The following is a 25,037-nucleotide window of genomic DNA, read 5'->3' as shown; positions in this document are numbered from 1 at the left end:
GGTTATTTGTCGTTGAGTGACCAATCATAATCGTATTTAGCGATGGCTGAAATATTTTGTAGTTTGGCAAATAATGATGGTTCAGCATATTTTTTTAGATGAGCAATCACGCCGATGTCGTCGTTTCCGAAATCTATTTTAAACCAGTCATAAATGCTGGAAACGTGTAAAACACCGTTTTGGATTTGTACACCGCGCGGATGATTGATATAAGCCGCAGCTGCAGCTTCTAATAAGGCTTCTCCGTTAGTGGCGGTAAAAGCGTGTGCTGCCAGATTGGGGCAGCCAATAGAGGCGCAATTAACGGCGTAGTGTAGTCGCGCATCTTGCCAAATAGGACGTAAAATGCGATGCTCAATATCGTTAAGCGATAACTCTGTGTTTTCTATCGTGATAATTTTTTCATCCCAAGGACCAAAAGATAAAAAGCCTGAAGAAATATCGCGAATGCTATCCACCGGATAATTTTTTAATATCGTTCGTACCGTCAATGCGTTATATAAATTGATCCAAAAAGCGCGCTGTTCATCACGATTGAGCATTCGTACGGGCGTTTGAGATAAGCGCTTGAGATAACTGTCTAATAATTTTTTGTCGGCGCTGGCGTTTGAATAGTCCAGTACGGCAACGTCGTCGCGTGTGGATAGATGTTTTTGTAAAAAGGTATCCCAAGCATCATGCGTCACTGTTTCTGTGCTTTGCGAGTTGTGCGCCTGCCAGTAATCCCACAATTCGGCTTTGGGTGCCGCCATTGTGGGTGCGCATAATAATAACAATAAAAAAAGTGATAATTTATTCATCGTAATTCCTTGTGCCACCGAACCAATCAAAAGTGATAGTGAAAATCTAATCATAACAGTCATCGTTACGTTAACTTTGAACATAAAATGATTATTTTTTATCAAATTAACGTAAAAATAATCATTTTATGTTATAAATACGGTGAAAATACTGCTGACAAAATTTTATGTTGGCGAGGAGAGAAGCATGGAAAACAATAATAACGAGCATTGGTCTCGAACTCGTAAGCTAATGTTCACTACGCTGGGCATTTGGTTTGTGTTTAGTTATGTGGTGCATTGGTTTGGAAATGCGCTCAATAACATTTATTTTCTGGGTTTTCCGCTCGGCTTTTATATGGCGGCGCAAGGCTCGTTGTTTATTTTTGTTGTGTTAATTTTTTGGATGGTAAACAGACAAAATAAGATTGATGAAGAGTTTGGCGTGCACGAAATGCACGAAACAGAATCAAATAAAGAAAATTAATTAAGGATCTCACCATGTTTAAAGGAAATTTTATTGACAACATCGCTAAGGTGTACGGTCTGTACACTGGAGGATTTTTATTATTTATCGCGTTGATGGCGATATTGGAGCAAGCAGGTGTTTCAGCAGAAGCTATCGGCATTATGTTTGTGGCTTTTACTATTGCGATTTATGCCATTATTGGCTTTTTGTCGCGCACGATGGAAGTAGATGCTTATTATGTCGCCGGGCGGCAAGTCCCAGCGTTGTACAACGGCATGGCAACGGCGGCGGACTGGATGTCTGGTGCTTCTTTTGTCGCTATGGCCGGAGGTATTTATTTTGGCGGTTACGGTTATCTTGCCTTTGTCGTTGGCTGGACCGGCGGTTATGTTTTGGTGGCTTCGTTATTAGCACCATACCTGCGCAAATTTGGTTGCTATACAGTTCCGGATTTTGTTGGCGTGCGTTATGGTGGCAATATCACGCGGTTTTGTGCCGTAGTGGTATTGGTGTTTGCATCATTTACTTATGTGACAGCCCAAATCAACGCCACCGGTACCATCGCGTCGCGGGCTTTACAAATTCCTTTTGAAGTGGGTGTGTGGTTTGGTTTGTTGGGAATTTTATTGTGTTCAATGCTTGGTGGTATGCGCGCGGTAACTTGGACTCAGGTAGCACAATACATTGTCCTTATCATCGCCTATGTCGTGCCGGTAGTGTGGATGTCTAACAAGCAGGGATTTGGCATTATTCCGCATTTTGGTTACGGTGATGCGGTGATGCGAGTAGCCGAGTTGGAAGTCATGCATCAGGTGGGCATACTCAACCCTACGGAAAGTGTTGCCGGTCTCAAATCGCTGACAACTTTGCATGCTTTTGCCGGTGATGATTGGTTGTCTAAATGGAAATTCGTTACTTTGGTATTGTGTATGATGTTGGGAACCGCCTCGTTGCCGCATATTTTGATGCGCTATTTCACCACTCCTTCGGTGCGTGAGGCACGTCAATCAGTGGCATGGTCATTGTTATTTATTTTTCTGCTGTATTTCACGGCGCCGGCGCTGGCAACACTGACCAAGTTACAGGTGTTAGACCCCAGCTTGCCGACTGGTTTGATTGGCAAAGCGATTGCCGATGTACAGATGCTGGATTGGGTGCAAAAATGGTCCAATGTCGGCTTTCTTAAAGTAATTGACAGCAATGGTGATGGCTTGTTGCAGATTAATGAGTTCTTCATGCGCGGTGATATCGTGGTGCTGGCAACGCCAGAAATTGCGGGATTGCCTTATGTTATTTCAGGACTAGTCGCCGCTGGCGGCATGGCCGCCGCCATGTCCACGGCTGACGGATTGTTGTTGGCAATCGCCAATGCATTGAGTCACGATTTGTACTACAAAATTATTGATCCGCAGGCAGATACAAAAAAGCGGCTGATTGTGGCACGAGTTTTGCTCATTGCTATCGGGGCGTTCAGTGCCTTTATAGCTAGCTTAAAGCTCACTTCAATTCTTGGTGCAGTTGCTTGGGCATTTAATTTTGCCAATTCGGGCTTGTTCTTCCCGCTGGTGCTTGGCGTCTGGTGGAAGCGTGCTAACAAACAGGGTGCCATTGCAGGCATTGCCGGTGGCTTTTTATCCGGCGTGCTGTACTTAATGTATGTCCGATTTTGGGGTGGAGAGCCAATTTTGGGATTAGATCATCTGCGGTTTGGTATAGTCGGCATGACAGCCAGTTTGATATTAATGGTAACAGTATCGCTGGCAACTGAAGAGCCGGATGAAGAAACCCAGCGTATGGTGGATGAAATTCGTATTCCGCGAGGCAAAACGGTGCTGGGACAATAGGCATTAATTCGCTTGAACCGTTTTCAATCGGGGCGACATTTGTTGCCCCGATTTATTTAATATTCAACAAGGCAGTTAACTTGAATGGATTTAGCCGCTGACCCTTTCCCGATTTGGGTTATCGTGATTGATTATGTGATGGGCGCCGCGATGTGGACGCTTATCGGGCGTTTTGGCATGAATATTTTTCTACCAGAGACATCAAACTTTTTCTTTATGAAGTTTTTCGTTCGCGTTACCAATCCTTTATTACGTTGTTTTGCACCGATTACCCCAAAATTTTTATTGCGTCCTATGGTGCCGCTTTATGTAGCATGGTTTTTTTATATGTTCCGTTTTTATCTAATGCCATTGTTTTTGGGTTATTCGACATTCGGCATGCTGTCATTTCCACTTGAAAGTGATATTGCGCGCATAATTTACGACGTATATAACAATTTACGCGGTTATTTTTAATTACGTTTTTTGCTGTAATATTTCATTTGCAAGAGCAGGTAAGTTTGCTTGATGGCGAAAATTATCGCGTATTTCTTTCCACTTAAAAGTAATGGAATTTTTAACGATAGCGGCATCATGTTTTTTGTGATTGTCGGCGATTGGCGACCAATAAACAAGCGCATCAGGGCTGTGTGAAAAAGGGCTTTCATCAGCGGGTAAATCCAACCAATAAACAGTGCGGACGCGCTCCAGGGCTTTTTGTACTAACTTTACATAATCATCGCCAGCATCTGTCGGTGTGCCGTGTTCGGCAAAGGCGCTTTCGGCACAAGTAGCCATGAAAACGGTTAATAAATTATCAGAGGTTTGTAATTGTTGGCGAATATGAGCACCGCAAAATAGCGTTAAATCGCTAACGCAGGCGGCATAAATGTTCCATTTAGCGACATTAATAGAATTCACAAAAATCTTGTCGTCAAATAGGCGAAAATATTCGAATCCTGCGCGTGTTTTGATATAACCATACAAGGTTGACTGTGCGACATAAGCACTACTGCCATCAATAAAAGAGGTCAGTGCGGTTTGATTGGTGATAGCCGGCACTTTGCGCGCGAGAATTTTTTTTATCAAATTTGACATTGCTAGCAGTGGGAAATAAAATTCTTTGCGATTTCATTCACATTTATTATCGCGCGTGGAAATGGTTGATTTTCATACATGAGTGAGGGTAATTATAGTCATCGTTGCGCAGAAAAAAAGATTAGATTTGAAAGCGGATAAAAAAGCGACTAATTGCGACAATGAAGGCGTTATATAATCGTAACATTTTGAGGATAGCATATGTTTATTCGGGTCGGTATTAATGGTTTTGGGCGCATTGGTCGCTGTGTATTACGAGCGTTAGTAGAAAGTGGGCGTGACGATGTTTGCATTTCCGCCATTAACAGCCGTTCCGATATTAATATCGCCGCGCATTTGTTGCGTTATGACAGTACTCACGGGCGTTTCGCCGCCTCAGTGGAAGTGAGTAGTGATGCTTTGCTTGTTAACGGGAATCGTATTCCTTACAGTCGTCATACCAATATTGACGATATTAACTGGCAGGCTACCGATACACAACTGGTAATGGAATGCTCAGGAATTTTTACAGCTCGTGATGATGCGGCACGCCATTTGCAAGCTGGTGCCCAGCAGGTTCTAATTTCCGCGCCGGGAAAAAATTCCGACGCGACGGTAGTGTACGGGGTAAACCATAGCGTTCTTACCGAAAAAAAATGTGCTATTGTTTCCGCTGCATCATGCACTACCAATTGCTTAGCACCGGTTGCTCAAACCTTGCACAATAACGTCGGTATTGAATGTGGCTGGATGAGTACGGTGCACGCCTCTACGAACGACCAAAAAATACTGGATGAGTCACACAAAGATCTGCGGCGGGCGCGGGCAGCTGGCGAATCCATTATTCTGACCAAAACTGGGGCGGCGGCAGCGGTTGGATTAGTAATCCCCGAGCTTGCCGGCAAACTAAACGGTGTTGCCGCTCGGGTGCCGGTCAAAAATGTGTCTCTGGTAGATTTGACTTGCTTACTGGCTAATGATACCGATGCCAACGCCATTAATGACATGATGCGGAAGGCTGCGGCAAACATGCCTACTGGAGTTATGACCGTTAATGATGAGCCTTTGGTGTCATCCGATTTTAATCACACCGTATATTCTTCTATTTTTGATGCGACTCAAACCCAAGTAATGAATAAACGGTTGGTTAAAGTGATGGCTTGGTATGACAATGAGTGGGGTTTTGCTTGTCGGATGGTAGATGTTGCTGCGGTGATGGCCGAATAACGTATGTCAGCATTTGACTTTTATACGCTTACTGACATTAATTGGCATGGGAAAATTGCATTGTTGCGCGCGGACTTTAACGTGCCGATGGTGGATGGCAACTGCACCGATGACACGCGTATTCGTGCGGCGCTTCCGACCATTCACCATATTTTGGAAAATGGCGGTGGCGTATTGTGCCTGTCGCATTTGGGACGTCCGCGAGCAGGTGAGCCTAATCCGGCACGTTCATTGGCACCAGTGGCGGCACAGTTACAAAATTTAATTAGCCAAGACGTGGTTTTTTGTCGGAATTGGCCGACACAACAGCCGCCTCCGGGCGCAGTATGGATGCTGGAAAACACGCGTTTTAACGTTGGAGAAAAAGAAAACAGCCCAGATCTTGCTGCCCGTTACGCAACACTGGGTGACGTATTTGTGATGGACGCCTTTGCCACTGCCCACCGTGCTGAAGCGTCTACTAGCGCATTAGCACAAGCCACATCAGCGTGTTGCGCTGGTTTGTTACTTCAAGCTGAAGTGGAAGCGTTGAAAAAAGCGTTGTTTAATCCCACCAAACCGGTGGTAGCGGTGGTGGGTGGCGCCAAAGTATCTACCAAACTTGCTGCGTTAAATAATTTAATGCAAACGTGTGACTATTTAATTGCCGGAGGCGGTATTGCCAATACTTTGTTGCTGGCGGAAGAAAACCCAATCGGAAACTCACTAGCTGAGCACGACATGCTTGGCGAGGCCAAAAAGTTTCTCAGTGCGCATGCCGATAAAACATTATTACCAGAAGATGTGACGGTTGTTGATGGAAGTGGTGAAAATATTCGGGTGTTACGGCTATCTGAGTTGTCCGATATTGGGGATGGTCGTATCGTGGATGTCGGTCCCGCCGCTTGCGCTGCTTATGGCAGAGTGTTGGCCAAGGCAGGAACTATTATTTGGAATGGTCCTTTGGGATGGTTTGAGCAGCCGCCATTTTCTGCTGGCACTCGGGCGCTGGCAGCAATGATTGCAGCATCACCAGCGTATTCGCTGGCAGGTGGTGGCGATACGCTGGCGGCGGTAGCGCAAAGCGAAGTAAAAAGTGGCATTTCTTATTTGTCTACAGGGGGAGGAGCGTTTTTGCAATTTATAGAAGGCAGCCCCATGCCGGGATTGGCTAGCGTTTTAAAGCGGTAAGTAACCGGATACAAGAATAATCTAGATTTCCCCGTCAATAACGGAAATATTGGCGTTATTGACGGGGATTGATTTTAATTTTTCGCTATTGACTTAGCAGGCACAATAAATGCAGCAGCTACATACAATAGGGAACACAATGCTAATCCCCACACATTTACACCTAAATGCACGGCATATTTTCCGCTACCGATGATCATCCATGCCGGAACGGAAGCTTTCGCTACCGCAAGCCAGATACCCAGTGCTAACCCAGCCCAAAACGACAAATGAAAGCTCAACACGCCTGCTCGGCGAATAAATGATAACAGAAAAATTGGTGCCAATCCCATTACCATCGTGCCGCTAATGGTTGTGGCGGCGATAATCGCTGGCCCCACTTTATCGCCTAAATACAGTGACAGCAAAGGTAGATTGCCCAAGAGAGCGATAATTACTATTGAAATACGCCCTTTGGAGAGTGCCTTTTGATCAGCGGTGGCTTGTTGGTTGAAATCGAGAGCCGTCATTTTTGCAGTAGAAGAAAAAGTGGAATCTAGTGTAGATCCTGCCGAGGTTAGCATCATGACATTGAATACAATAAGCAGCGGCAGTGACACCGCACCGGCAATGCTGGCCATGATATTGCCGTTTTCGTGACCAATGGTTTTGGCATACAGACCGGTCAGACCGAAAAGCACGATAAATGTGCCACCAACCAGTCCGGCCAGACAAAAAGCACCCAACATGCGTTTGGGATTGGTTACAAAGGCGCGGTCGGTGAGAACCGGATCGTGAAAACCGTAAGAGGTGATTTGTACCAGCGCCAATAGCGCAAAGGTAATGCCACCGGCTACTTGTGTTTCAGTAGCGGCGGGCAAGCCGCCGGAAAATGACGGCAAAATGCTTGCCATTACAATAACCAGCAAAATTGAAGCCAGTAACATTTGCAGACCGTCAGTAAGCAGGCTGCCGCGTAAGCCGCTTTTGAGTGTATAAAATGCGGTAAAAAGTGTGAATATTATTACCGCCAGCCAGTAACCGCCGCCACCCTCGTCGCCAAAAAAGAGTCCCACTACTTTGGTGTTAGACCATACCTCGTTAAACAAGCGAATGGCGATGGCGATAATAAAAAGTTTCATGCACAGTGCGCCGTAGCGCGTAGAAATAAAATTTGGTAATGAACGGTAACCACCGTGCACGCGCAAAAAATAAATCGTTACTGCCACAACGATAAAGGATAAATAATAAATAGCGTAACCGAATCCGCCCCACAGACCAAAAGCGTGAGTCAGTGCAGCGGAATTAACAATAGATTTGGCAAATATCCAACTGATAGCGGCACTGGCGGCTAATAATAAAAAAGCGGGTTCTGTTTTTTTATTAGATTTGCCAGTAAAAAATTGATTAACACTAACATGACGAGGGGCAACGTACCAGACAACCAGCATGTAGAAAAGACCTGAGGTAGCCAAAAAACCGATATTCATAAGTGAGAACTTTCGTTTAGTATCGTGATAATTTGATGAGATAGTAGCGCGTTGTAAGGGTGTTTGAATTTATAACAACGTGCAAAATATTTTATTTTTCGTTTAACCTTGCAATTCTGACAGGTTTTTAAAATAATCTAGCGTTTCCGGATTTGTCAGCGCTTCTAAATTTTTAATTGAACGATTGTGAATAATATCTCTAACTGCAATTTCGCTAATTTTTCCTGAGCGAGTGCGGGGCATGTCGGCAACGGCGATAATTTTGGCTGGTACATGGCGGGGGCTAGCACTTTGGCGAATGGCGGTGCGTAACCGTTCGCGCAATATATCATCTAGTACCGTTTCCACAGCCAAACGCACAAATAATATCACCCGCTGGTCATCCTGCCATTCTTGTCCCACCGCCAAGGCTTCGGCGATTTCATCAAAGGCTTCTACAGGGCGATAAATTTCTGCCGTGCCAATGCGCACTCCGCTGGGATTAAGTGTGGCGTCTGAACGTCCGTGAATTACAAGGCTACCGTGAGCAGTGAGCGTTGCCCAATCGCCGTGCGCCCACACATTTTGAAAACGGGAAAAGTAAGCGTTATAGTATTTTGTGCCATCTTCATCATCCCAAAACATAACCGGCATACTGGGAAAAGGTGTTGTGCACACAAATTCTCCCGGCGCATTGCGTAATGGTTGCCCAGCATCGTCGTACACATCTACCGTCATGCCCAGCCCTCGGCATTGAATCTCTCCCAATCGCACTTTATCTAGCGGATTGCCCAAAACGAAACATGACACAATGTCAGTTCCGCCAGAAATAGACGCCAATTGTACGTCTGCTTTAATGTTGCTGTACACATATTTAAAGCTGTCGGCTAGTAGCGGTGATCCAGTAGAACAAATTGTGCGCAACATTTTCAATTGGTGAGTATGTCGTGGGGCGATACTCGCTTTGCGTAACGTGTCTACATATTTGGCAGAAGCACCAAATACCGTTACCGAACAGGCATCCGCCATGTCCCATAATACCGCCGGTGATGGGTGTGTGGGATCCCCCTCAAAAAGCACCGGCGTCGCTTGTAAAGCGAGTGAACTCACTAACCAATTCCACATCATCCAGCCGCACGTAGTGAAGTAAAAAATACTTTCATTAGCGTGTAAATCGGTGTGTAACCCTAACTCTTTAAGATGTTGCAATAAAACGCCACCTACATTGTGAACGATACATTTAGGCGCACCGGTGGTTCCTGATGAAAATAAAATGACCAGTGGGTCGTTGAACGCACACGGATAAAAATCTGTTATCGGTTCGGTAGTTAAAGCGTCTTGCCAAAGACACCCCCCCGCTATTGGCGCGGCATTTTTGTGTAAATAGGGAACGGTTAAGACGGCACGTACGGAAGGAATGCGCGCCATAATATCGGCAACGGTGTCTTGCCGAGAAATGTCTCGACCAGCATAACGATAACCGTCAGCGGTAATTAATATGGTGGGTGTGATTTGTCCTAGCCTAGAAGTTACGCCGTCAGCACCGAAATCCATGGAGCAGGAAGAAAATATGGCTCCTAGCGATGTTGTTGCCAAAAAAGCGACGACAGTTTCAGGAATATTTGGCAGATAGGCACCCACGCGGTCACCGGGACCAACGCCATTGAGCCGCAACCAGCCGGCCAGTTGTTGTGCCTGCGTTAGCAGGTCGGCACGGTTGAGTGTTTGTGCTTGCCCGTTTTCGTTCCAAGCGATGAGTGCAGGACGCTCGTCCGCATGGGTAAGCAAGTTTTCAGCAAAATTTAATTTCGCATCGGGAAAAAACTGTGCACCGAACATGGATTTGGGATGTATCAGCCGCCGCTCGCCTTTATCGCCAATAACACCAAAGAAATCCCATACAGCCTCCCAAAATAATGCAGGTTCATTTACTGACCATTCCCATAGTGGCGCATATTGGCGAGGCAAGCATAAATTGTATCGCTGATTTATAGCATCAATAAATTCCACCATGCGGCTGTTTTGTTGACGTGCTTCCGAAGGTTCCCATAAAATAGGCGTGCTTGTCATTTGCGAATTATCAATACGTGGTATTTTGTGAAATTTACATTATCACTTTATTATTTTTTATTGAAGTGACTAAATAATGTGATAACCGCATTAAAAAAACGGTTGTCATAGTCATTGACTTTTTATTTCATTCAGTTGGCGAACAGAAAATCTGTCACAGTTATTTTGCTTGCTGACCAAAGCGTTCGTCAGTGCTTTCCAGGTACGTTCTTTCTTCTACTGTGTCGGTGCGGTTTAGTACTTCATTGCGGTGTGGGAAGCGACCGAATTGGGCGATGATATCACGGTGTTTGAGTGCGTAAACGTATGTTTGGGCAAGTTCACTTTCCCGTTCCGGCGTGCTTTGTCGCAAGGTGGCGTACAACGCAACACAGCGTTCCTGATGGGCAAGATTTTCACTGTGCTCTAGTGGCAGATAAAAGAAAATTCGGTACACTGGTGGTAGTTTTTGATCACTACCCGCGGTGATACCATCTTGACAAATTTGCAATGCCCGTGCATCGCCGGCAAACGCTGTTACCGTGCCGCGGCGTGTTGCGCGTGTCATCTGATCCAGTAAAAGGATAAGTGCCAACGTGCCTTCAGGTGTTTGTAGCCATTCCTCAAAATCGCCGTTTATGGCGCGAATAATGTCATTGCCAAAGCGTGCGAAAATGCGCGCATCATCATCAGCGCGTCCTAGGAACCAAAGTGTGCTGTGGTCTTCTGTTGTCCAGCCGTCAGCTATGTCGCCGAACCAAAAATCAAGAATATCCTGTGGTGTAGTCATGTTGCGATTGTATCCATTTTTTGTATAAGTTCAACGTGACTTGATATGGGATATAGGTAGGTTGTTCAGAAATATTTAAAAAATTTCCGGATTTGTAAAGATAGGGTAAGATAAAAAGTAGGTTAATTGAAACAATTTATTTTTTATGCGGTTTTTGTGAAATGCGTTGAACAACAAAATACGAAGAGCTACTAAAAAAACGCCAGTAACAATAAACCACAACAGACCATGATTATGCCGACAGTACGTACCTGGCCGACAGTTATTTCGGTGATTATTTGAGAAAATCGCCGCCATGATGATTCGCGTACAAACAGCAAAAATACGCCTTCAATCAGTAATAGTAAGCCGATAACCGATAACAGCGCGCTGATTGTCATTTTTGATACCGGCGGTTATGCAGCATTGTCTGTGGTGACGCCCAGTGTTTGGCGCTTGATAATGCGAATTTGATCGCGCACATCCGCCGCCTGCTCAAATTCTAAATCGCGGGCATGTTTATGCATTTTCTTTTCTAGGCGCCGTAATTCGCGCCCCGCTTCGGCCTCGCTGAGGCGGCGGTTGTTACGCGGTGCGGTAGGTTCCGTTACGTCTTCGCCCGTTTTAATTATGTCATGCACTGCTTTTTTTATGCTTTCGGGGTGGATGCCGTGGCGCTTATTGTATGCCACTTGTATGTCGCGCCGCCGCTGCGTTTCGGCCAGTGCCCTTTGCATTGATCCGGTTTCTTTGTCTGCGTACAAGATGGCCGTGCCATTGATATGTCGTGCTGCTCGCCCCATGGTTTGAATGAGTGATTGCTCGGAGCGCAAAAAACCTTCCTTGTCAGCATCAAAAATTGCAACCAACGACACTTCAGGCAAATCCAATCCTTCGCGCAATAAATTAATACCTACTAGCACGTCAAAAGTGCCTAGCCGTAAATCGCGTAAGATTTCCACGCGTTCTACGGTGTCTATGTCGGCGTGTAAATAGCGTGCCCGCACTCCCGTTTCAGTGAGAAATTCTGTAAATTGTTCAGCCATGCGCTTGGTCAACGTGGTTACCAGTACCCGCTCCCCACGCGCCGTTCGTTCTTTCAATTCACCACACAAATCATCCACTTGAGTGCGCGCCGGACGCACTAGCACTTGTGGGTCTACTAGACCGGTGGGGCGTAACACTTGTTGTACCATATGACTGGTGGTGCTAAGCTCATATTTCGCCGGTGTGGCTGATACATAAACTGCTTGTGGTTTGAGCTTTTCAAATTCTTCAAATTTTAATGGTCGGTTATCCAACGCTGACGGCAGGCGAAATCCGTATTGCACCAGCGTTTCTTTGCGCGAGCGATCGCCGCGAAACATGCCACCCAACTGCGGAATGGTCACGTGTGATTCATCAATAAATAGCAGAGCATCGGCGGGCAGATAGTCAAACAGCGTTGGTGGTGGTTCACCGGGTTGTCGTCCTGATAAGTGACGCGAATAATTTTCAATGCCTTTGCAAAATCCCATTGTTTCCATCATTTCCAAGTCAAAGCGCACCCGTTCTTCTAGCCGCACTGCTTCCAATTCACGTCGAGTGGTACGTAGCTCCTCCGAGTGCGTTACCAGTTCTTCTTTAATCGCTGCCATAGCGCGTAACAGAGTGCTGCGCGGTGCTACGTAATGCGATGAGGGGTACACCGTATAACGCTCTACTCGGCGGTGTTTGCGACCGGTTAGTGGGTCAAATAAAAAAAGGCTTTCTATTTCATCATCGCATAAATCCACACGCACCGCGTGATCGGCATTTTCTGCTGGGAAAATATCAATAGTGTCGCCACGCACACGAAAAACACCGCGTTTAAAATCGGCTTTATTGCGCTCATACTGCATAGTAACTAGACGTTTGATAATGCTTTCGCGTGACAGCGAGTCACCGTTCTTTAAATGCAAAATCATGCTGTGATAATCCACTGGGTCGCCGATGCCATAAATTGCCGATACGGTGGCGACAATAATGCAATCGCGTCGTTCCATCAGCGCTTTAGTTGCCGATAATCGCATTTGTTCTATGTGTTCGTTAATGCTGGAGTCTTTTTCAATAAACAAATCGCGTGCCGGTACGTAGGCTTCAGGTTGGTAGTAGTCGTAATAGGAAACAAAATATTCCACTGCATTTTGTGGGAAAAATTCTCGAAATTCGGCATACAATTGTGCCGCTAGCGTTTTATTGTGTGCCATCACCATTGTGGGACGCCCATGTTTGGCAATGACATTAGCCATGGTATAGGTTTTGCCGGAGCCGGTCACACCCATCAGCGTTTGTGCGGGTTGTCCGGCGGCGAGGCCAGCACTGAGTTGTGTGATTGCCTGCGGTTGGTCTCCCATTGGCGCATAAGGCGATTGCAAGTCAAACTGTGCCCGCGACAGCGATGAAGTGGAAGCGATTTTTTTATTCACTTGTGCGGTGTTGGCAGGGAGCAATGTTTTTACTACAATCCATCATGCCACACATTATAAATGTGTAATAAAAATTGCTATGCGGTTGCCGCATGACTGGTACAATTCCAGTCAAAGAAAGAGAGTTTTTTATGCCTCAACATACATTGTCACCATCGGCAGAGGCGGTGGAATTTGAACTGGATAATCAACCAGTTATCGCTTACGCCGGCGAAAATATTTTGGAAGCCGCACGCCGCTATGGCGTGGAGATTCCGCACCTATGTTACAAGCAGGGGTATCGTGCAGCCGGCAACTGTCGTGCCTGTATGGTAGAAATTGATGGAGAGCGTGCCTTGGCGCCGTCTTGCTGCCGCCAGCCGGCAGCGGGTATGAAAGTTTCTGCCAGCAACAACCGCGTTCGCCATGCACAAAAAATGATTGTGGAATTACTTATCGCCGATACGTCTACTACTGTGCGCAAAGCAGACTCGGAGCTTACTCGGTGGGCACAAGAATTGGATGTGAAGGAGACACGTTTTGCTGCCCGCCAACAACCGCCGCCAGATAAATCGCATCCGGCAATGACGGTGAATCTGGACTCCTGTATTCAATGTACTCGTTGTGTACGAGCCTGTCGCGAAGAGCAGGTAAACAACGTTATCGGCTATGCTGGACGTGGTGCAAGCGCTCGGATTGTGTTTGATTTTGACACACCAATGGGGCAGAGTACCTGTGTCGGCTGTGGCGAATGCGTGCAAGCTTGTCCGACCGGAGCGCTGGCGCCTTTTGGCGATATATTGTTGCAGCAGCAGGAAAAATCTGTACCTTCATTATGCCCGTATTGTGGTGTTGGTTGTCAAACTACTTACCATGTTAAAGACAATCGCATTTCGTATGTAGAAGGACGTGACGGACCGGCTAATCACAGCCGTTTGTGCGTGAAAGGCCGCTACGGTGCTGATTACGCGCACCATCCACATCGGTTGACAAGTCCACTGATTCGTCGTGATGATGTGCCTAAAGACGCAAACGGGCTGTTAGAACCTGATAATTGGCGAGACGTGTTTCGCGAGGTTGATTGGAAGCAAGCACTTGATTTTGCCGCTGATGGTTTGCGAGCGATTCGTGACGAGAAAGGTGGTGGTGCGCTCGCCGGTTTTGGTTCGGCCAAGGGCAGCAATGAGGAAGCATATTTGTTTCAAAAATTAGTACGCACAGGGTTTGGTGTTAACAATGTGGACCACTGCACTCGTTTGTGTCACGCCTCTTCAGTGGCAGCGCTGTTGGAGGGTATCGGCTCCGGTGCTGTTTCTAATCAAGTGTCGGATGTATTGCAGGCTGATGTTGCATTTGTCATTGGCGCCAATCCTACGGTTAATCATCCCGTTGCCGCGACAATGATGAAAAATGCTGCTGCGCGCGGTACGCGCCTTATTGTCGCCGATCCACGTCGGTCAGAATTGGCGGCGCATGCCGAAATCACAATGCAGATGAAGCCTGATTCTGACGTAGCATTGCTCAACGCTATGATGCACGTTATCATTACTGAAAATCTAACGGATGAAGAATTTATTCGTTCTCGCACTAAAGATTTTGAATTATTGCGGGCGCAAGCGTTGACTTGCCCGCCGGAAAAAATGGAAGACATTTGCGGTATTCCAGCAGAGGAAATTCGCCAAGCGGCACGCTTGTATGGTACTGCTGAGCGAGCGATGATTTTTTGGGGTATGGGTGTGTCACAGCATACACATGGCACCGATAATGCCCGTTGTCTGATTGCGCTGGCTATGATGACCGGCAATATTGGCCGTCCTGGATGTGGTTTGCATCCCTTGCGCGGACAAAATAATGTGCAGGGCGCTTCGGATGCAGGGTTAATTCCAATGATGTTTCCCGATTATCAGCGTGTGGATGATGAGAGTGCACGGAAACGATTTGAAGAGCTGTGGGGAATGCCGTTGGACAACAAGCCGGGACTGACTGTGGTTGAGGTAATTGACGCTGCTTGTCAGGGCGAAATTTGCGGCATGTATGTGATGGGAGAGAACCCCGCTATGTCCGATCCTGATGCAGCGCACGCACGTCAGGGGCTGGCATCTTTACAAATGCTGGTGGTGCAAGATATTTTTCTTACTGAAACCGCAGCGTTGGCGGATGTGGTGTTGCCGGCGTCGGTGTTTGTCGAAAAAACTGGCACATTTACTAATACTGATCGCATGGTACAGCTGGGGCGACGAGCGTTGGATGTTCCCGGTTTGGCGCGGCAGGACTTGTGGATTATTCAACAAATTGCGCGGCGGCTGGACTTAAAGTGGAAGTATCGTGGCGAAAATTCTGGTGTACGGCGAGTATTTGAAGAAATGCGGCGAGCCATGCCATCTATTGCCGGCATTACGTGGGAGCGGTTGCAGTCCGAACATTCGGTGACATATCCTTGCCGTGCTGTTGGAGATGCCGGAGAGCCGATTATTTTTACCGAAAAATTTCCCACTACTGATGGATTGGGGCGTTTTGTGCCGGCGGCATTTTCGCCTGCCGCTGAGCGTCCTGATGCTGATTATCCATTAGTATTGATCACCGGACGTGAACTGGAGCACTGGCATACTGGCGCGATGACTCGGCGAACGCGGGTGCTAGATGCTTTGGAGCCAGCGCCAACGGTGTATATAAATCCACAAGAATTGTCATCTGCACAACTACAAGCAGGTGATACCGTGACTGTGCGTTCGCGGCGCGGCGCGGTTAGTTTAACGGCTCGTGGAGATGGTGGTGTACCGCGTGGTGCGGTATTTATACCGTTTTGCTACTACGAGGCGGCGGCCAACATGCTGACTAATCCGGTGTTGGATCCGGACGGAAAAATTCCGGAATTTAAATACTGTGCGGTAAAAGTGGAAAAGGGCGGCGAGCCAACAGTGGCATTGTCATTTGGCGGCGGTGTGGCGGCGCATTAGAAAAATACCGTAATCGTTATCTTCGGAAAAACCGTTTTTCGGAGGAGCTCCTTGTCATAATTTTTGTTGGGGCGTTGCCCTAATTTCCACACATGATTTGTGTTATATTTCACACGAGAGAGTGGACGGACGCGGTTTGCGTTATCGTTTGCATATTTAAATATCAAACAGGAGAAAAAAATGGAAAAATCTAACGCAAAACATTCCCGTCGTCGCTTTTTGGGTGCCGCTGTTGGTGCTGGGTTGGCGATGCCTTACATACGTAATGCCAAAGCTGCGGAAACCACTACTTGGAAAATACAAACATCGTGGCCGGGTGGTTTGGGATTGCAGGTTTTTAAAGATTGGTGCGGTACTATCGCGGAAAAAACTGGTGGTGAATTAGCTTTTAAACCTTTTGGTGCCAAAGATGTAGTCGGCGATTTTTCGCTTTACGATGCGGTCAAAAATGGTGTTTTGGAGGCGGCTAATCCGTTCACGATTTATTATCAACAGAAGCTGCCATTAGGTGCTTTTTTGAGTTCTTACCCTCTGGGCTTGCGCCAACCGCACGAGTGGGATGTATTTTATTATGGTTTGGGTGGTTTGGAAATTGCGCGTAAAGCGTATGCCAGATTGGGAATGCATTTTGTTGGTATTATTCATCATGGTGCAAACATTATTCATTCTAAAGTTCCGATTAATTCTATTGATGACTTTAAGGGGCGCAAACTTCGGGCTCCGGGTGGCATGGTGGCAAAGCTATTTGAAGCGGCGGGTGCTAAAACCACTTTGTTGCCGGGCAGCGAGATTTTCCCGGCGTTGGAAAAAGGCACCATTGACGCTGCTGATTATGTTGGTCCAGCTCTTAATTATGAATATGGTTTTCATCAAGTTACTAATTACGTGTCTACAGGACCGCAAGGGTTTATGTCCATTTATCAGCCGGTTGACTTGATGGATTTGACGGTAGGCATGGAACCCTGGAATGCATTGTCTCCGAAAATGAAGCAATTTTTAGAAGCCGAAGTGTACGCTTATTCCGTCCATCATCACGCCGCCATTCAAAAAGCTGACCAAGAGGCGTGGCCCAAGCTTACTGCTGCTGGAACTCGCGTTACGCGTTTGTCCGAGTCGGATGTCGAAAAATTCACTGCGTTAGCGGTGCCTATCTGGTTTGAGTGGGCCAAAAAATCTCCCGAGAGTGCCGAAGCTTTCAAAATCCAATTGGATTACATGATGTCTGGCTCTTTAGGCTATGTGACGCCAAAAATGGTTAAAGGGTATTCGCTCTAATCATCATTACTTCTTGTAAATAATGCCCGCTGCTATAAAGGCGGGCATTTTTGTTTGCCTTTTGCCAATTTTGTCGCCACTAATTCGTGCCTGAGCTAACTTTTGTTTTGCCACACTGGCTGTACTGGGGTAGCATTTTCTTGTTGCCGTTGTTGTTGATGTTGGCAACGCGACATTTTCCGGCGCGCGAATCTGCATCGCGAAAATCATTACCGTTAGCGTATTTTTTCCTCCTGACAGGCGGTTTAATGGGAGTGCATCGGTTGTATCTTAAAAGTTGGTTGGCGGCGATTTTTGTTGCTTTGTTTGTGGCAATTATTTTGTGTAACCAAGAGGCACGGCTAACGCGAAACCAGCATTCAGTGGCGCACAATGACGTTGTAATTGCCCAATTTGATTTGCGTGAGGCCGAAGAGGAAGAAGCTGAAGCGACTATTACCGCGTTGCGCGATGACATTACAACAAAAACGGCGATTGAAAGAAAATTAGCTGTCACTTTGGATGGTTGGCGTAGCGCATCTTATTATCTGGCGATTTTAATTTTTATTATTTTGTTGTGGGAATGCTTTTTGTTGCCGCGTAGTGTGCGGTTGGCCAACGTATCACAAGCTTCGCCAGCACCCGTATTACCGGAGCCAGAAGAGGAGACGGTAGTTAACAATGATTTTTTTTCGCGCACCGTATCTGCCATAAACAAATTCGTGGGGGAGTTTATTGCTTATTGGACGCTCTTGGCGGTGTTTGTTTTTTATTATGAAGTTATCGCTCGCTATATATTTAATTCGCCCACCACATGGGCACACGAAAGCATGTATTTGATGTTTGGTATGCAATATCTGTTAGCAGGTGGGTTTTGTTTGCGCGAAAAGGCTCATGTTCGTGTGGATGTAGTGTACATGCATTTATCGTTGCGGGCACGAGCTATCGCTGATGTCGTAACTTCTGTTTTTTTCTTTATTTTTACCGGTGCATTATTGGCAACTGGCTGGATTTTTTTTCACGATTCTTTTGTAATCAAAGAAGTATCATTTACCGAATGGGCAATTCCACATTGGCCAATTAAGTTTGCCCTACCTTTGGGTGGTTTTTTAATATTATTGCAGGGAGTTGTTCGTCTGCTCAGTGATATTGCGGCGTTACGCCGCCTTGATACGGGCGTATAAATTATGGGCTTTGAAATAGATATTTTTTGGTTAACCATTCTTATGTTTGGTTCGCTGGCGGTGCTTTTGATGCTCGGGTTACCGCTGGCTTTTGTTACTGGCGGGCTGGCCTGTATTTTTCTGTTTATCTTTGGCAACGCCAGTGCGCTTAATATTATTCCATCACGGCTGTATCCGCTGATGACTGATTATCAACTCACGGCAATACCAATGTTTATTTTTATGGCGTCCATGTTGGAGCGCGCTGGCGTGATTGAAGAACTATTTGACATGGTGTACAAAATGTTGGGAGGCCTGCGCGGCGGTTTAGCCAGTTCTACCGTTATTGCTTCTACATTACTAGCGGCTATGTGCGGTGTTATTGGTGCTACCGAAGTGACAATGGGACTTATTGCTCTGCCAGCGATGCTTCGGCGTCGCTATGACACTACTATCGCTTGCGGTTCTATATTGGCCGGTGGCACATTGGGCATTCTTATTCCACCATCGATTCTTGCAATTTTATTTGCGGTGGTTGCGCAGCAATCGGTGGGAGAACTGTTTATTGGTGCCGTCATTCCCGGGCTGCTTTTGTCGGGCATGTATATTGCTTATATTTCCGTGCGTTGTTATCTCAATCCAGCACTTGGACCAGCGTTACCGCCGGATGAGCGATTGACGAGCAGAGAAAAATTACGATTGCTAAAAAATCTTGGCGCGCCTATCGCGTTGATTGCCATTGTATTAGGAATTATATTTACTGGTGTAGCGACGCCGGTGGAAGCCGCCGGAGTAGGCAGTTTTGGTGCTATTGTGGTGTCGGCTATACATGGGCGGCTGACGCTCGCCAATATGCGCGCTGCTGCCGTTTCTACGCTCAAAGTTACCGGCATGGTGTTGTGGATTATTTTTGGCGCTACCTTATTTGTGGGGTTTTATATATTTAACGATGGACAAGAATTTATCAATCGTACTATCACAGGATTGGGTCTTGGGCCTTACGGCATATTAATACTGATGATGGTTGTGTTGGTGGTATTAGGCATGTTTCTTGATTGGGTGGGAATTTTATTATTGGCTGTGCCAATTTTTGTGCCGCTGATGAAAACGCTGTCATTTGATGGAGTATTTGGATTGCCCGGCGTTGCGCCAGACGACTTGGCACTGTGGTTTGGTGTGGTGTATATGGTTAACATGCAAATGTCATTTTTGAGCCCCCCCTTTGGTTATGCGCTGTTTTATCTTAAAAGTGTAGCACCGCCGGAAGTCACGATGGCACAAATCTATCGTTCTTCGTTACCGTTTTTACTTTTACAGATTGTGGGGCTGGCGCTGTGTATTATTTTTCCCGAATTAACACTGTGGCTGCCGCGCCAAGTGTATGGATAATTAATCAAACGAGGTACGGCATTTTATCGTTGTCGCGGAGAGTTTTCCGTATTTGTACGAATGAGCGCAAAATATGGATGCGATATTAAGGAGCAAAGTTTTCCTTTGGTTGAATAAAGTTCGTTAGGTTTTGACGCTGCTACCAAATCAATTAGATTTTTCTAATCTAATCAAATACCGTGCGGCGGCGGTAATGTCTTCATCGCTAAGATGTGCACCGCCACCGCGTGGTGGCATAAGCCCTTTACCGGAAATCACCGAGTCAATTAGCGCCGCTTCGCCGCCGACCTGTAAACGTCGCTTCCATTCGACGCTATCTCCTTCACGTGGTGCTCCGGCGACACCGGCGGCGTGGCAGACTGCGCATGACGCCTTGTAGTGTACTGCACCTACATTTATTATTTTTTCTGCCGACGATTCTTTGTTAATACCAAGATGTTCGCTTGGAGTCACGCCGGTAATGGATTCAATCAAGCGTAATGTGCCGGTATCGACACAATCTTCCATGCAAGCAGTGTTGGGGGAATCCGGTCTCGGGTCGAAAAAAAAATTATCGCGATTAGGCATAACTATTTGCGGTAAGCTTTGCGCATTGGCGGTAAAATTATCACCAACAATTTCATTAAGTCGTAATACATAAGCCACCAAAGCATATGTTTCTTCGTCGGTTAATGTTTTGGGGGCAGCATAGGGCATGGCGCGGCGGATATAATCAAATAGCGGTGGAACATAAGGCCAATAACTACCGACCGTTTTTTCGGGGCGCCCATCAGCGCCTTGATGACGCAAAGTATCGTTTCCACCAGCTAAGGGAGGCCAACGTCCCTCGCCTTGGCCAAAATCTCCATGACAGGCTGAGCATTTGGCATCAAACAGCATTTCCCCTTGTGCTACGTTACCGTTTCCTGCTGGCAAACCAGCTCCATCAAAACGGACATCAATATCCCAGACGGCTATATCGGTTTCTGTTGCCGCTCGCCCCAAACCATAAGTGCCGGCATCTTTGGCCATTGTCGGCAAGCATACTGCCGACAGCACCACTATCCAGCAGAGATTAAGAAATTTGTACATTGCGAACCGCACCATCATTACTGAGTGCCCAGGTGTGAATAGAATTTTTATGGTAGATGGACTCCACTCCGCGGATATCCCGTAATTGTGCCAACGTTGGTTGTACATAGCCGGTTTCGTCAACGGCGCGGCTTTGCAACAATTTGGGGGAGCCGTCCCATTCATACGGTAAGACAAACCGGGTGAGTGCTTTGCTGAGAACTGGTCCTTTAAGTTGCGCCGGACGCCAGTTGACTCCGCCGTCATCTGATACATCCACACGTTTGATGCGTCCTCGTCCTGACCAAGCAATCCCCCGTATCTCATGAAAGCGTCCGATCATGCCAGTCCACGGCTTTTCTGGGCAAGGACTTAAAATTACCGAATTGGCGTCTTGTACCCAAGTAAAACGCCGCGATCGTCCGTCGGGCATGAGGTCGGTGTATTTGGAAGTTTCTTCACGATGGTGCCACGGTAGTTCACCGACTTTTAGCCGCCGCAGCCACTTAACGGAAGTATTGCCCTCCCAACCCGGATTGAGGAGGCGTAGCGGATAGCCTTGTTCCGGACGTAATCGTTCGCCGTTTTGTGCGTACGCCAACAGCGCATCATCTAAAGCTTTTTCTATGGGAATGCTACGCGTCATGCCAGCACCGTCAGCACCTTCGGCTAATATCCATTTTCCTTCCGGTTTCAAACCCGCTTCTTGTAGCACCACAGATAACGGCACGCCCGTCCATTCGCAACAAGAAATCATCCCGTGCGTAAATTGTAGTGCTTCCATTTGTGCGCCACGCCATTCCATACCGCCATTGGCTGGACATTCTAAAAAGTGAATGACCGATACTGACGGAAAGCGCATGAGGTCATTCATCTCTAGCACCAGCGGTCGCGTTACCAAGCCGTGAATGAGCAACTGGTGTTGTTCCGGTGGAATTTCTGGTACGCCTGCATGATAACGTTCAAACACCAATCCATTGGGTGTAATAATGCCGTGCAACTCGTGTAGCGGTGTGAAACTTATTGAAGATACCGTGTCTGCCGTCAACCAAGGGACATTGCGTCGTACGACATGCGCCTCGTGGCGTGAGGGTGAGCCGTAAGGTGCTGAAACTACGCCGCGTCCGAGCTGCTTGCTCCATGCTTTTACTTGAAGCGTATCGGCAACCGTACGTGGTGTTTGTGCAATACCTGCGGCAGTACCCGCAACAATCATTCCAGCTTGTAAAAAACGCCGCCGCTGAGGAACGGACATGGATGTTGCCTTTCGGGCAACGGCACTTAGTAATTCTTTATCCGATAACCGCTTCATATCGTTTTCAGGTAATGGGAAAATTATTCATTATTTACACCTAAATTTCAGTTAAGTATTGTAAAAGAAAACTATTTTAGTATATTTTTACTGTTCAATTTGAGTATAGAATTTAACATTATGATGCAAAAAAAAGAAAAATAACGAGTGCTATAAAAATGCCGAATGTTCATATCAAATTTTCCGAGTCCTAAATAGATGAGCGAGGTTATTCTTTATGATTTTTTCCCAAAGTCATCTTTACAAGTGATAATTTGGGAAAATAAAATTACCGGCCGATACAAATTGAAACATTATGTTTCTGTGGTGACAATAGTAATAGAATGGTTCAATTCATAATAGCAATGTAGCGAAAGTTGAAATCAATTATTTTAATTTGGCAATATTATTTATGAATAAATTACGTTGGAAAAAATCGGTTGATATGTTTATGAGAATGTTCGCTGTCAGTTTTTCTCTGGCGATTGGTAAGAGAGCAGTGGTGTATGATGTTAACGGCGGTGATAATCACGCTTGCCATCGTTCCGCTTTGCTTAGAGGCAATATTAATTAATGGTTTTCTTCTCCTACGGGCAGAGTCTATTTTGACCTGCCCGTTTTTTTTATAAGGCTGTGCAGTCTGATAACATTGTTAGCATGGATGAAGTTAATCCTCTTTTGCTGGTGGATGACGATGTCGGTTTGGGCGATTTGCTATCTACTTATCTCGGCCGCTTTGGTTTTTCTCTGACCGTTGCACAGACGCCTTCCGAAGGGTTGGAGTTGTTGGCCAGTGGCGAATACAAAGGCGCTATTTTTGATGTGATGCTGCCAGAAATGGACGGTTTTGAGTTGTGCAAAATCGCCAGGCGAAAATACCCACGCTTGCCAATTATGATGCTCACGGCGCGCGGTGATATGACTGACCGTGTGGTTGGGTTAGAAATTGGAGCAGACGATTATTTACCTAAACCTTTTGAGCCGCGGGAATTGGCGGCGCGTCTGACGGCGTTGTTGCGTCGCGCTGTTGCCAATACCAGTACTGGCGATGGTGAGGTATTGTATTTTGAAGGAATTAGCGTGCATTTGTCAGCGCGTCGCGTGTGGTTACAAGGCAATAAAGAAATAATATTGACTAGTATAGAATTCCGAGTGCTGAGTGAACTAGTACGACGGCGACCGGCAGTAGTCCATCGTGATGTATTGATTGAAGAGATTCGCGGTTTTGAACGCGACGTGTTTGATCGTTCTATTGATATTGCCATTAGTCGTTTGCGCGCTAAACTGCATGACACGCCGCAGAGTCCGCGTTTTGTGCAAACCGTACGCAGCGAAGGTTACGCTTTTATCGCTCCACCAGCGTCTGCGTAAAGTGAAAGCCGGCTGGCGTTCCTCACTTATTGTCAAAATCACTTGGATGGCGATTGTCGCATCCTTGCTGACAATTGTCATCATCATCATATTTATGTCATTTTTATTTGAGCAGACCAACCGCCGCCATCACGGCTATTATGCGCGGACAGTGCGCGCTGTAGCAATGCGCGTGTACGAAAATCCGACACCATTCAGTATTAACCATATTACTCACGAGACCGGTTTAGGATTGCGCTATAGCGGCCCTTTTTTTGATCATGTCAGTGACGTTGATATGCCAGGTTTTGGGGAAGTGCTGTTTTTAAAAAGAAGCCGTGGTGTTGTGTTGGCGCAGGGTAATGAACGACTGGTGGCGTTGCACACCAAAGGACCGCATAAATTAATGATTAACTTGGATGATTATCGCAGTCCATGGGAAGTAGCTGCTGGCTCCGTTGTATTCTTGGTGTTGGTACTGTCACTATTGTGGGGGCTATTTTATTTTTATCAACGTCGTCTGTTGATGCCTTTGCAAGTGTTGCGCAATGATATGGAAGCGGTGGGACGCGGTGAGTGGAGGCAAACAGTAATTGGGCGGAATGATGAAATTGGAGATCTGGCAACGGGGTTTAACCAAATGCAGGAAAAATTGCGAGTCCTAGTACAAGCCAAGTTGCGCTTTTTGGCTGACGCCTCGCACGAATTACGCTCACCATTGGCGCGGTTGCGATTAGCTGCAGAGTTTGTTCAAGACGATAACTTACGTGCTCGCATGTGTACGGATGTTATGGAACTTGATCGCTTGACTGGTGACATTATGGAAAAAACACGGTTGGATAATTTTCGGCAGCGGCTGAAAAAAACACGATTGCAATTGACAGATGTGTTTAGCAATTTACAAGAAAAATATCCCGCCGTTATTTTTCGCGTTACGGTTGACACTACTATTGAAGCCGATGTGGAAGTCTTACTGCGGGCACTTTCCAATTTGCTGGATAATGCTGTCAAATTTGCTTCCGACAATGTTTGGGCAGACGGGACAGCAGCGGATGGTGGCGCGCTAATTAGCATCCGCGATGATGGTCCCGGAGCCAATGAAGAAGATTTGCCGAATTTATTTGAGCCTTTTTACCGCGCTGACACTTCGCGCTCGCGTAAGACCGGTGGTTTTGGTTTGGGGTTATCTATTGTCAAAGCCACTGTAGAGGCTCATAATGGAAAAATAACTGCTAAAAACGCTTCTAGTGGCGGATTGATTATGGAATTATGGCTGCCGGAAAAAAATGACGAGAGTCAACAGAACATCGTTGACGAGACGACTGTGTCAAACGAGTCTTGATAGT

The 25,037-nt window shown here is 46.5% G+C and carries 21 protein-coding genes; 12 read left to right on the top strand and 9 right to left on the bottom strand.

Going from position 1 to position 25,037, the window contains the following annotated elements; all coding sequences use genetic code 11:
• Positions 1-2: 2 nt before the first annotated feature.
• Positions 3-863 carry a DUF547 domain-containing protein gene (locus NQX30_04505; protein MDM5147631.1) on the bottom strand — a complete coding sequence of 287 codons (861 nt, stop codon included), beginning with the start codon at positions 861-863 and terminating at the stop codon, positions 3-5.
• Between the two features lie 124 nt (positions 864-987).
• On the opposite strand from NQX30_04505, the gene NQX30_04500 reads away from it, so the two are divergent.
• The 3 genes from NQX30_04500 to NQX30_04490 all read left to right on the top strand — a co-directional run bounded on the left by NQX30_04500 (position 988) and on the right by NQX30_04490 (position 3,548).
• Positions 988-1,266: a DUF4212 domain-containing protein gene (locus NQX30_04500; GenBank protein ID MDM5147630.1), complete on the top strand. Its 279-nt coding sequence runs from the start codon at positions 988-990 to the stop codon at positions 1,264-1,266.
• A gap of 14 nt (positions 1,267-1,280) precedes the next feature.
• Positions 1,281-3,092 (top strand): cation acetate symporter, encoded by a 1,812-nt coding sequence (locus NQX30_04495; protein ID MDM5147629.1) that lies wholly within the window; start codon positions 1,281-1,283, stop codon positions 3,090-3,092.
• A gap of 84 nt (positions 3,093-3,176) precedes the next feature.
• Positions 3,177-3,548, top strand: coding sequence for a hypothetical protein (locus NQX30_04490; protein ID MDM5147628.1), 372 nt, complete (start codon positions 3,177-3,179; stop codon positions 3,546-3,548).
• On the opposite strand, the gene NQX30_04485 is transcribed toward NQX30_04490, so the two are convergent.
• Positions 3,549-4,169, bottom strand: coding sequence for a hypothetical protein (locus tag NQX30_04485; protein ID MDM5147627.1), 621 nt, complete (start codon positions 4,167-4,169; stop codon positions 3,549-3,551).
• Between the two features lie 201 nt (positions 4,170-4,370).
• Between NQX30_04485 and gap the strand changes: the two genes are divergently transcribed.
• Positions 4,371-5,375 (top strand): type I glyceraldehyde-3-phosphate dehydrogenase, encoded by a 1,005-nt coding sequence (gene gap, locus NQX30_04480; GenBank protein ID MDM5147626.1) that lies wholly within the window; start codon positions 4,371-4,373, stop codon positions 5,373-5,375.
• Between the two features lie 3 nt (positions 5,376-5,378).
• Positions 5,379-6,545, top strand: a complete 1,167-nt coding sequence (locus NQX30_04475) for a phosphoglycerate kinase (protein ID MDM5147625.1) — start codon at positions 5,379-5,381, stop codon at positions 6,543-6,545.
• Positions 6,546-6,619: 74 nt separating this feature from the next.
• On the opposite strand, the gene NQX30_04470 is transcribed toward NQX30_04475, so the two are convergent.
• The 5 genes from NQX30_04470 to uvrB form a co-directional block, all read right to left on the bottom strand.
• Entirely contained in the window at positions 6,620-8,014 is a 1,395-nt protein-coding gene (locus NQX30_04470) for a Na+/proline symporter (GenBank protein MDM5147624.1), read from the bottom strand.
• A 102-nt stretch (positions 8,015-8,116) separates the two neighbouring features.
• The gene (locus NQX30_04465; protein ID MDM5147623.1) at positions 8,117-10,063 is read right to left on the bottom strand and encodes an acetoacetate--CoA ligase; all 1,947 of its coding nucleotides are present in this window, start codon (positions 10,061-10,063) and stop codon (positions 8,117-8,119) included.
• Positions 10,064-10,223: 160 nt separating this feature from the next.
• Complete coding sequence (locus NQX30_04460) at positions 10,224-10,832, bottom strand: DUF924 domain-containing protein (protein ID MDM5147622.1); 609 nt, start codon at positions 10,830-10,832, stop codon at positions 10,224-10,226.
• A gap of 191 nt (positions 10,833-11,023) precedes the next feature.
• A complete protein-coding gene (locus tag NQX30_04455; protein MDM5147621.1) occupies positions 11,024-11,212 on the bottom strand; it encodes a DUF2065 family protein in 189 nt (62 codons plus the stop codon).
• Between the two features lie 15 nt (positions 11,213-11,227).
• Positions 11,228-13,258: an excinuclease ABC subunit UvrB gene (uvrB, locus tag NQX30_04450; GenBank protein MDM5147620.1), complete on the bottom strand. Its 2,031-nt coding sequence runs from the start codon at positions 13,256-13,258 to the stop codon at positions 11,228-11,230.
• A 131-nt stretch (positions 13,259-13,389) separates the two neighbouring features.
• On the opposite strand from uvrB, the gene fdhF reads away from it, so the two are divergent.
• The 4 genes from fdhF to NQX30_04430 all read left to right on the top strand — a co-directional run bounded on the left by fdhF (position 13,390) and on the right by NQX30_04430 (position 20,000).
• A complete protein-coding gene (gene fdhF, locus NQX30_04445) occupies positions 13,390-16,194 on the top strand; it encodes a formate dehydrogenase subunit alpha (GenBank protein MDM5147619.1) in 2,805 nt (934 codons plus the stop codon).
• 180 nt (positions 16,195-16,374) lie between these two features.
• Positions 16,375-17,469, top strand: a complete 1,095-nt coding sequence (gene dctP, locus NQX30_04440) for a TRAP transporter substrate-binding protein DctP (protein ID MDM5147618.1) — start codon at positions 16,375-16,377, stop codon at positions 17,467-17,469.
• Between the two features lie 86 nt (positions 17,470-17,555).
• Positions 17,556-18,632, top strand: coding sequence for a TRAP transporter small permease subunit (locus tag NQX30_04435; protein ID MDM5147617.1), 1,077 nt, complete (start codon positions 17,556-17,558; stop codon positions 18,630-18,632).
• A gap of 3 nt (positions 18,633-18,635) precedes the next feature.
• Positions 18,636-20,000, top strand: a complete 1,365-nt coding sequence (locus tag NQX30_04430) for a TRAP transporter large permease subunit (protein MDM5147616.1) — start codon at positions 18,636-18,638, stop codon at positions 19,998-20,000.
• A gap of 147 nt (positions 20,001-20,147) precedes the next feature.
• On the opposite strand, the gene NQX30_04425 is transcribed toward NQX30_04430, so the two are convergent.
• Together NQX30_04425 and soxC are read right to left on the bottom strand one after the other, a co-directional pair.
• Complete coding sequence (locus tag NQX30_04425; GenBank protein ID MDM5147615.1) at positions 20,148-21,089, bottom strand: c-type cytochrome; 942 nt, start codon at positions 21,087-21,089, stop codon at positions 20,148-20,150.
• On the bottom strand, positions 21,055-22,362 hold the full coding sequence (gene soxC, locus NQX30_04420; GenBank protein MDM5147614.1) for a sulfite dehydrogenase: 1,308 nt from the start codon (positions 22,360-22,362) through the stop codon (positions 21,055-21,057). The genes NQX30_04425 and soxC overlap by 35 nt, the downstream gene beginning before the upstream one ends.
• Before the next feature lie 391 nt (positions 22,363-22,753).
• Here soxC and NQX30_04415 point away from each other — a divergent pair, with 391 nt between their 5' ends.
• The 3 genes from NQX30_04415 (at position 22,754) to NQX30_04405 (ending at position 25,033) form a co-directional block, all read left to right on the top strand.
• Positions 22,754-22,915 carry a hypothetical protein gene (locus NQX30_04415; protein ID MDM5147613.1) on the top strand — a complete coding sequence of 54 codons (162 nt, stop codon included), beginning with the start codon at positions 22,754-22,756 and terminating at the stop codon, positions 22,913-22,915.
• Between the two features lie 83 nt (positions 22,916-22,998).
• Positions 22,999-23,712 (top strand): response regulator transcription factor, encoded by a 714-nt coding sequence (locus NQX30_04410; GenBank protein ID MDM5147612.1) that lies wholly within the window; start codon positions 22,999-23,001, stop codon positions 23,710-23,712.
• A 1-nt stretch (position 23,713) separates the two neighbouring features.
• Positions 23,714-25,033 carry a HAMP domain-containing histidine kinase gene (locus NQX30_04405; protein MDM5147611.1) on the top strand — a complete coding sequence of 440 codons (1,320 nt, stop codon included), beginning with the start codon at positions 23,714-23,716 and terminating at the stop codon, positions 25,031-25,033.
• Positions 25,034-25,037: the final 4 nt, after the last annotated feature.

This window comes from Candidatus Persebacteraceae bacterium Df01 (assembly GCA_030386295.1).
Lineage (GTDB): Bacteria > Pseudomonadota > Gammaproteobacteria > Tethybacterales > Persebacteraceae > Doriopsillibacter > Doriopsillibacter californiensis.
The sequence above is the reverse complement of the archived record's forward strand: the minus strand, read 5'-3'. Positions and strand labels throughout refer to the sequence as shown.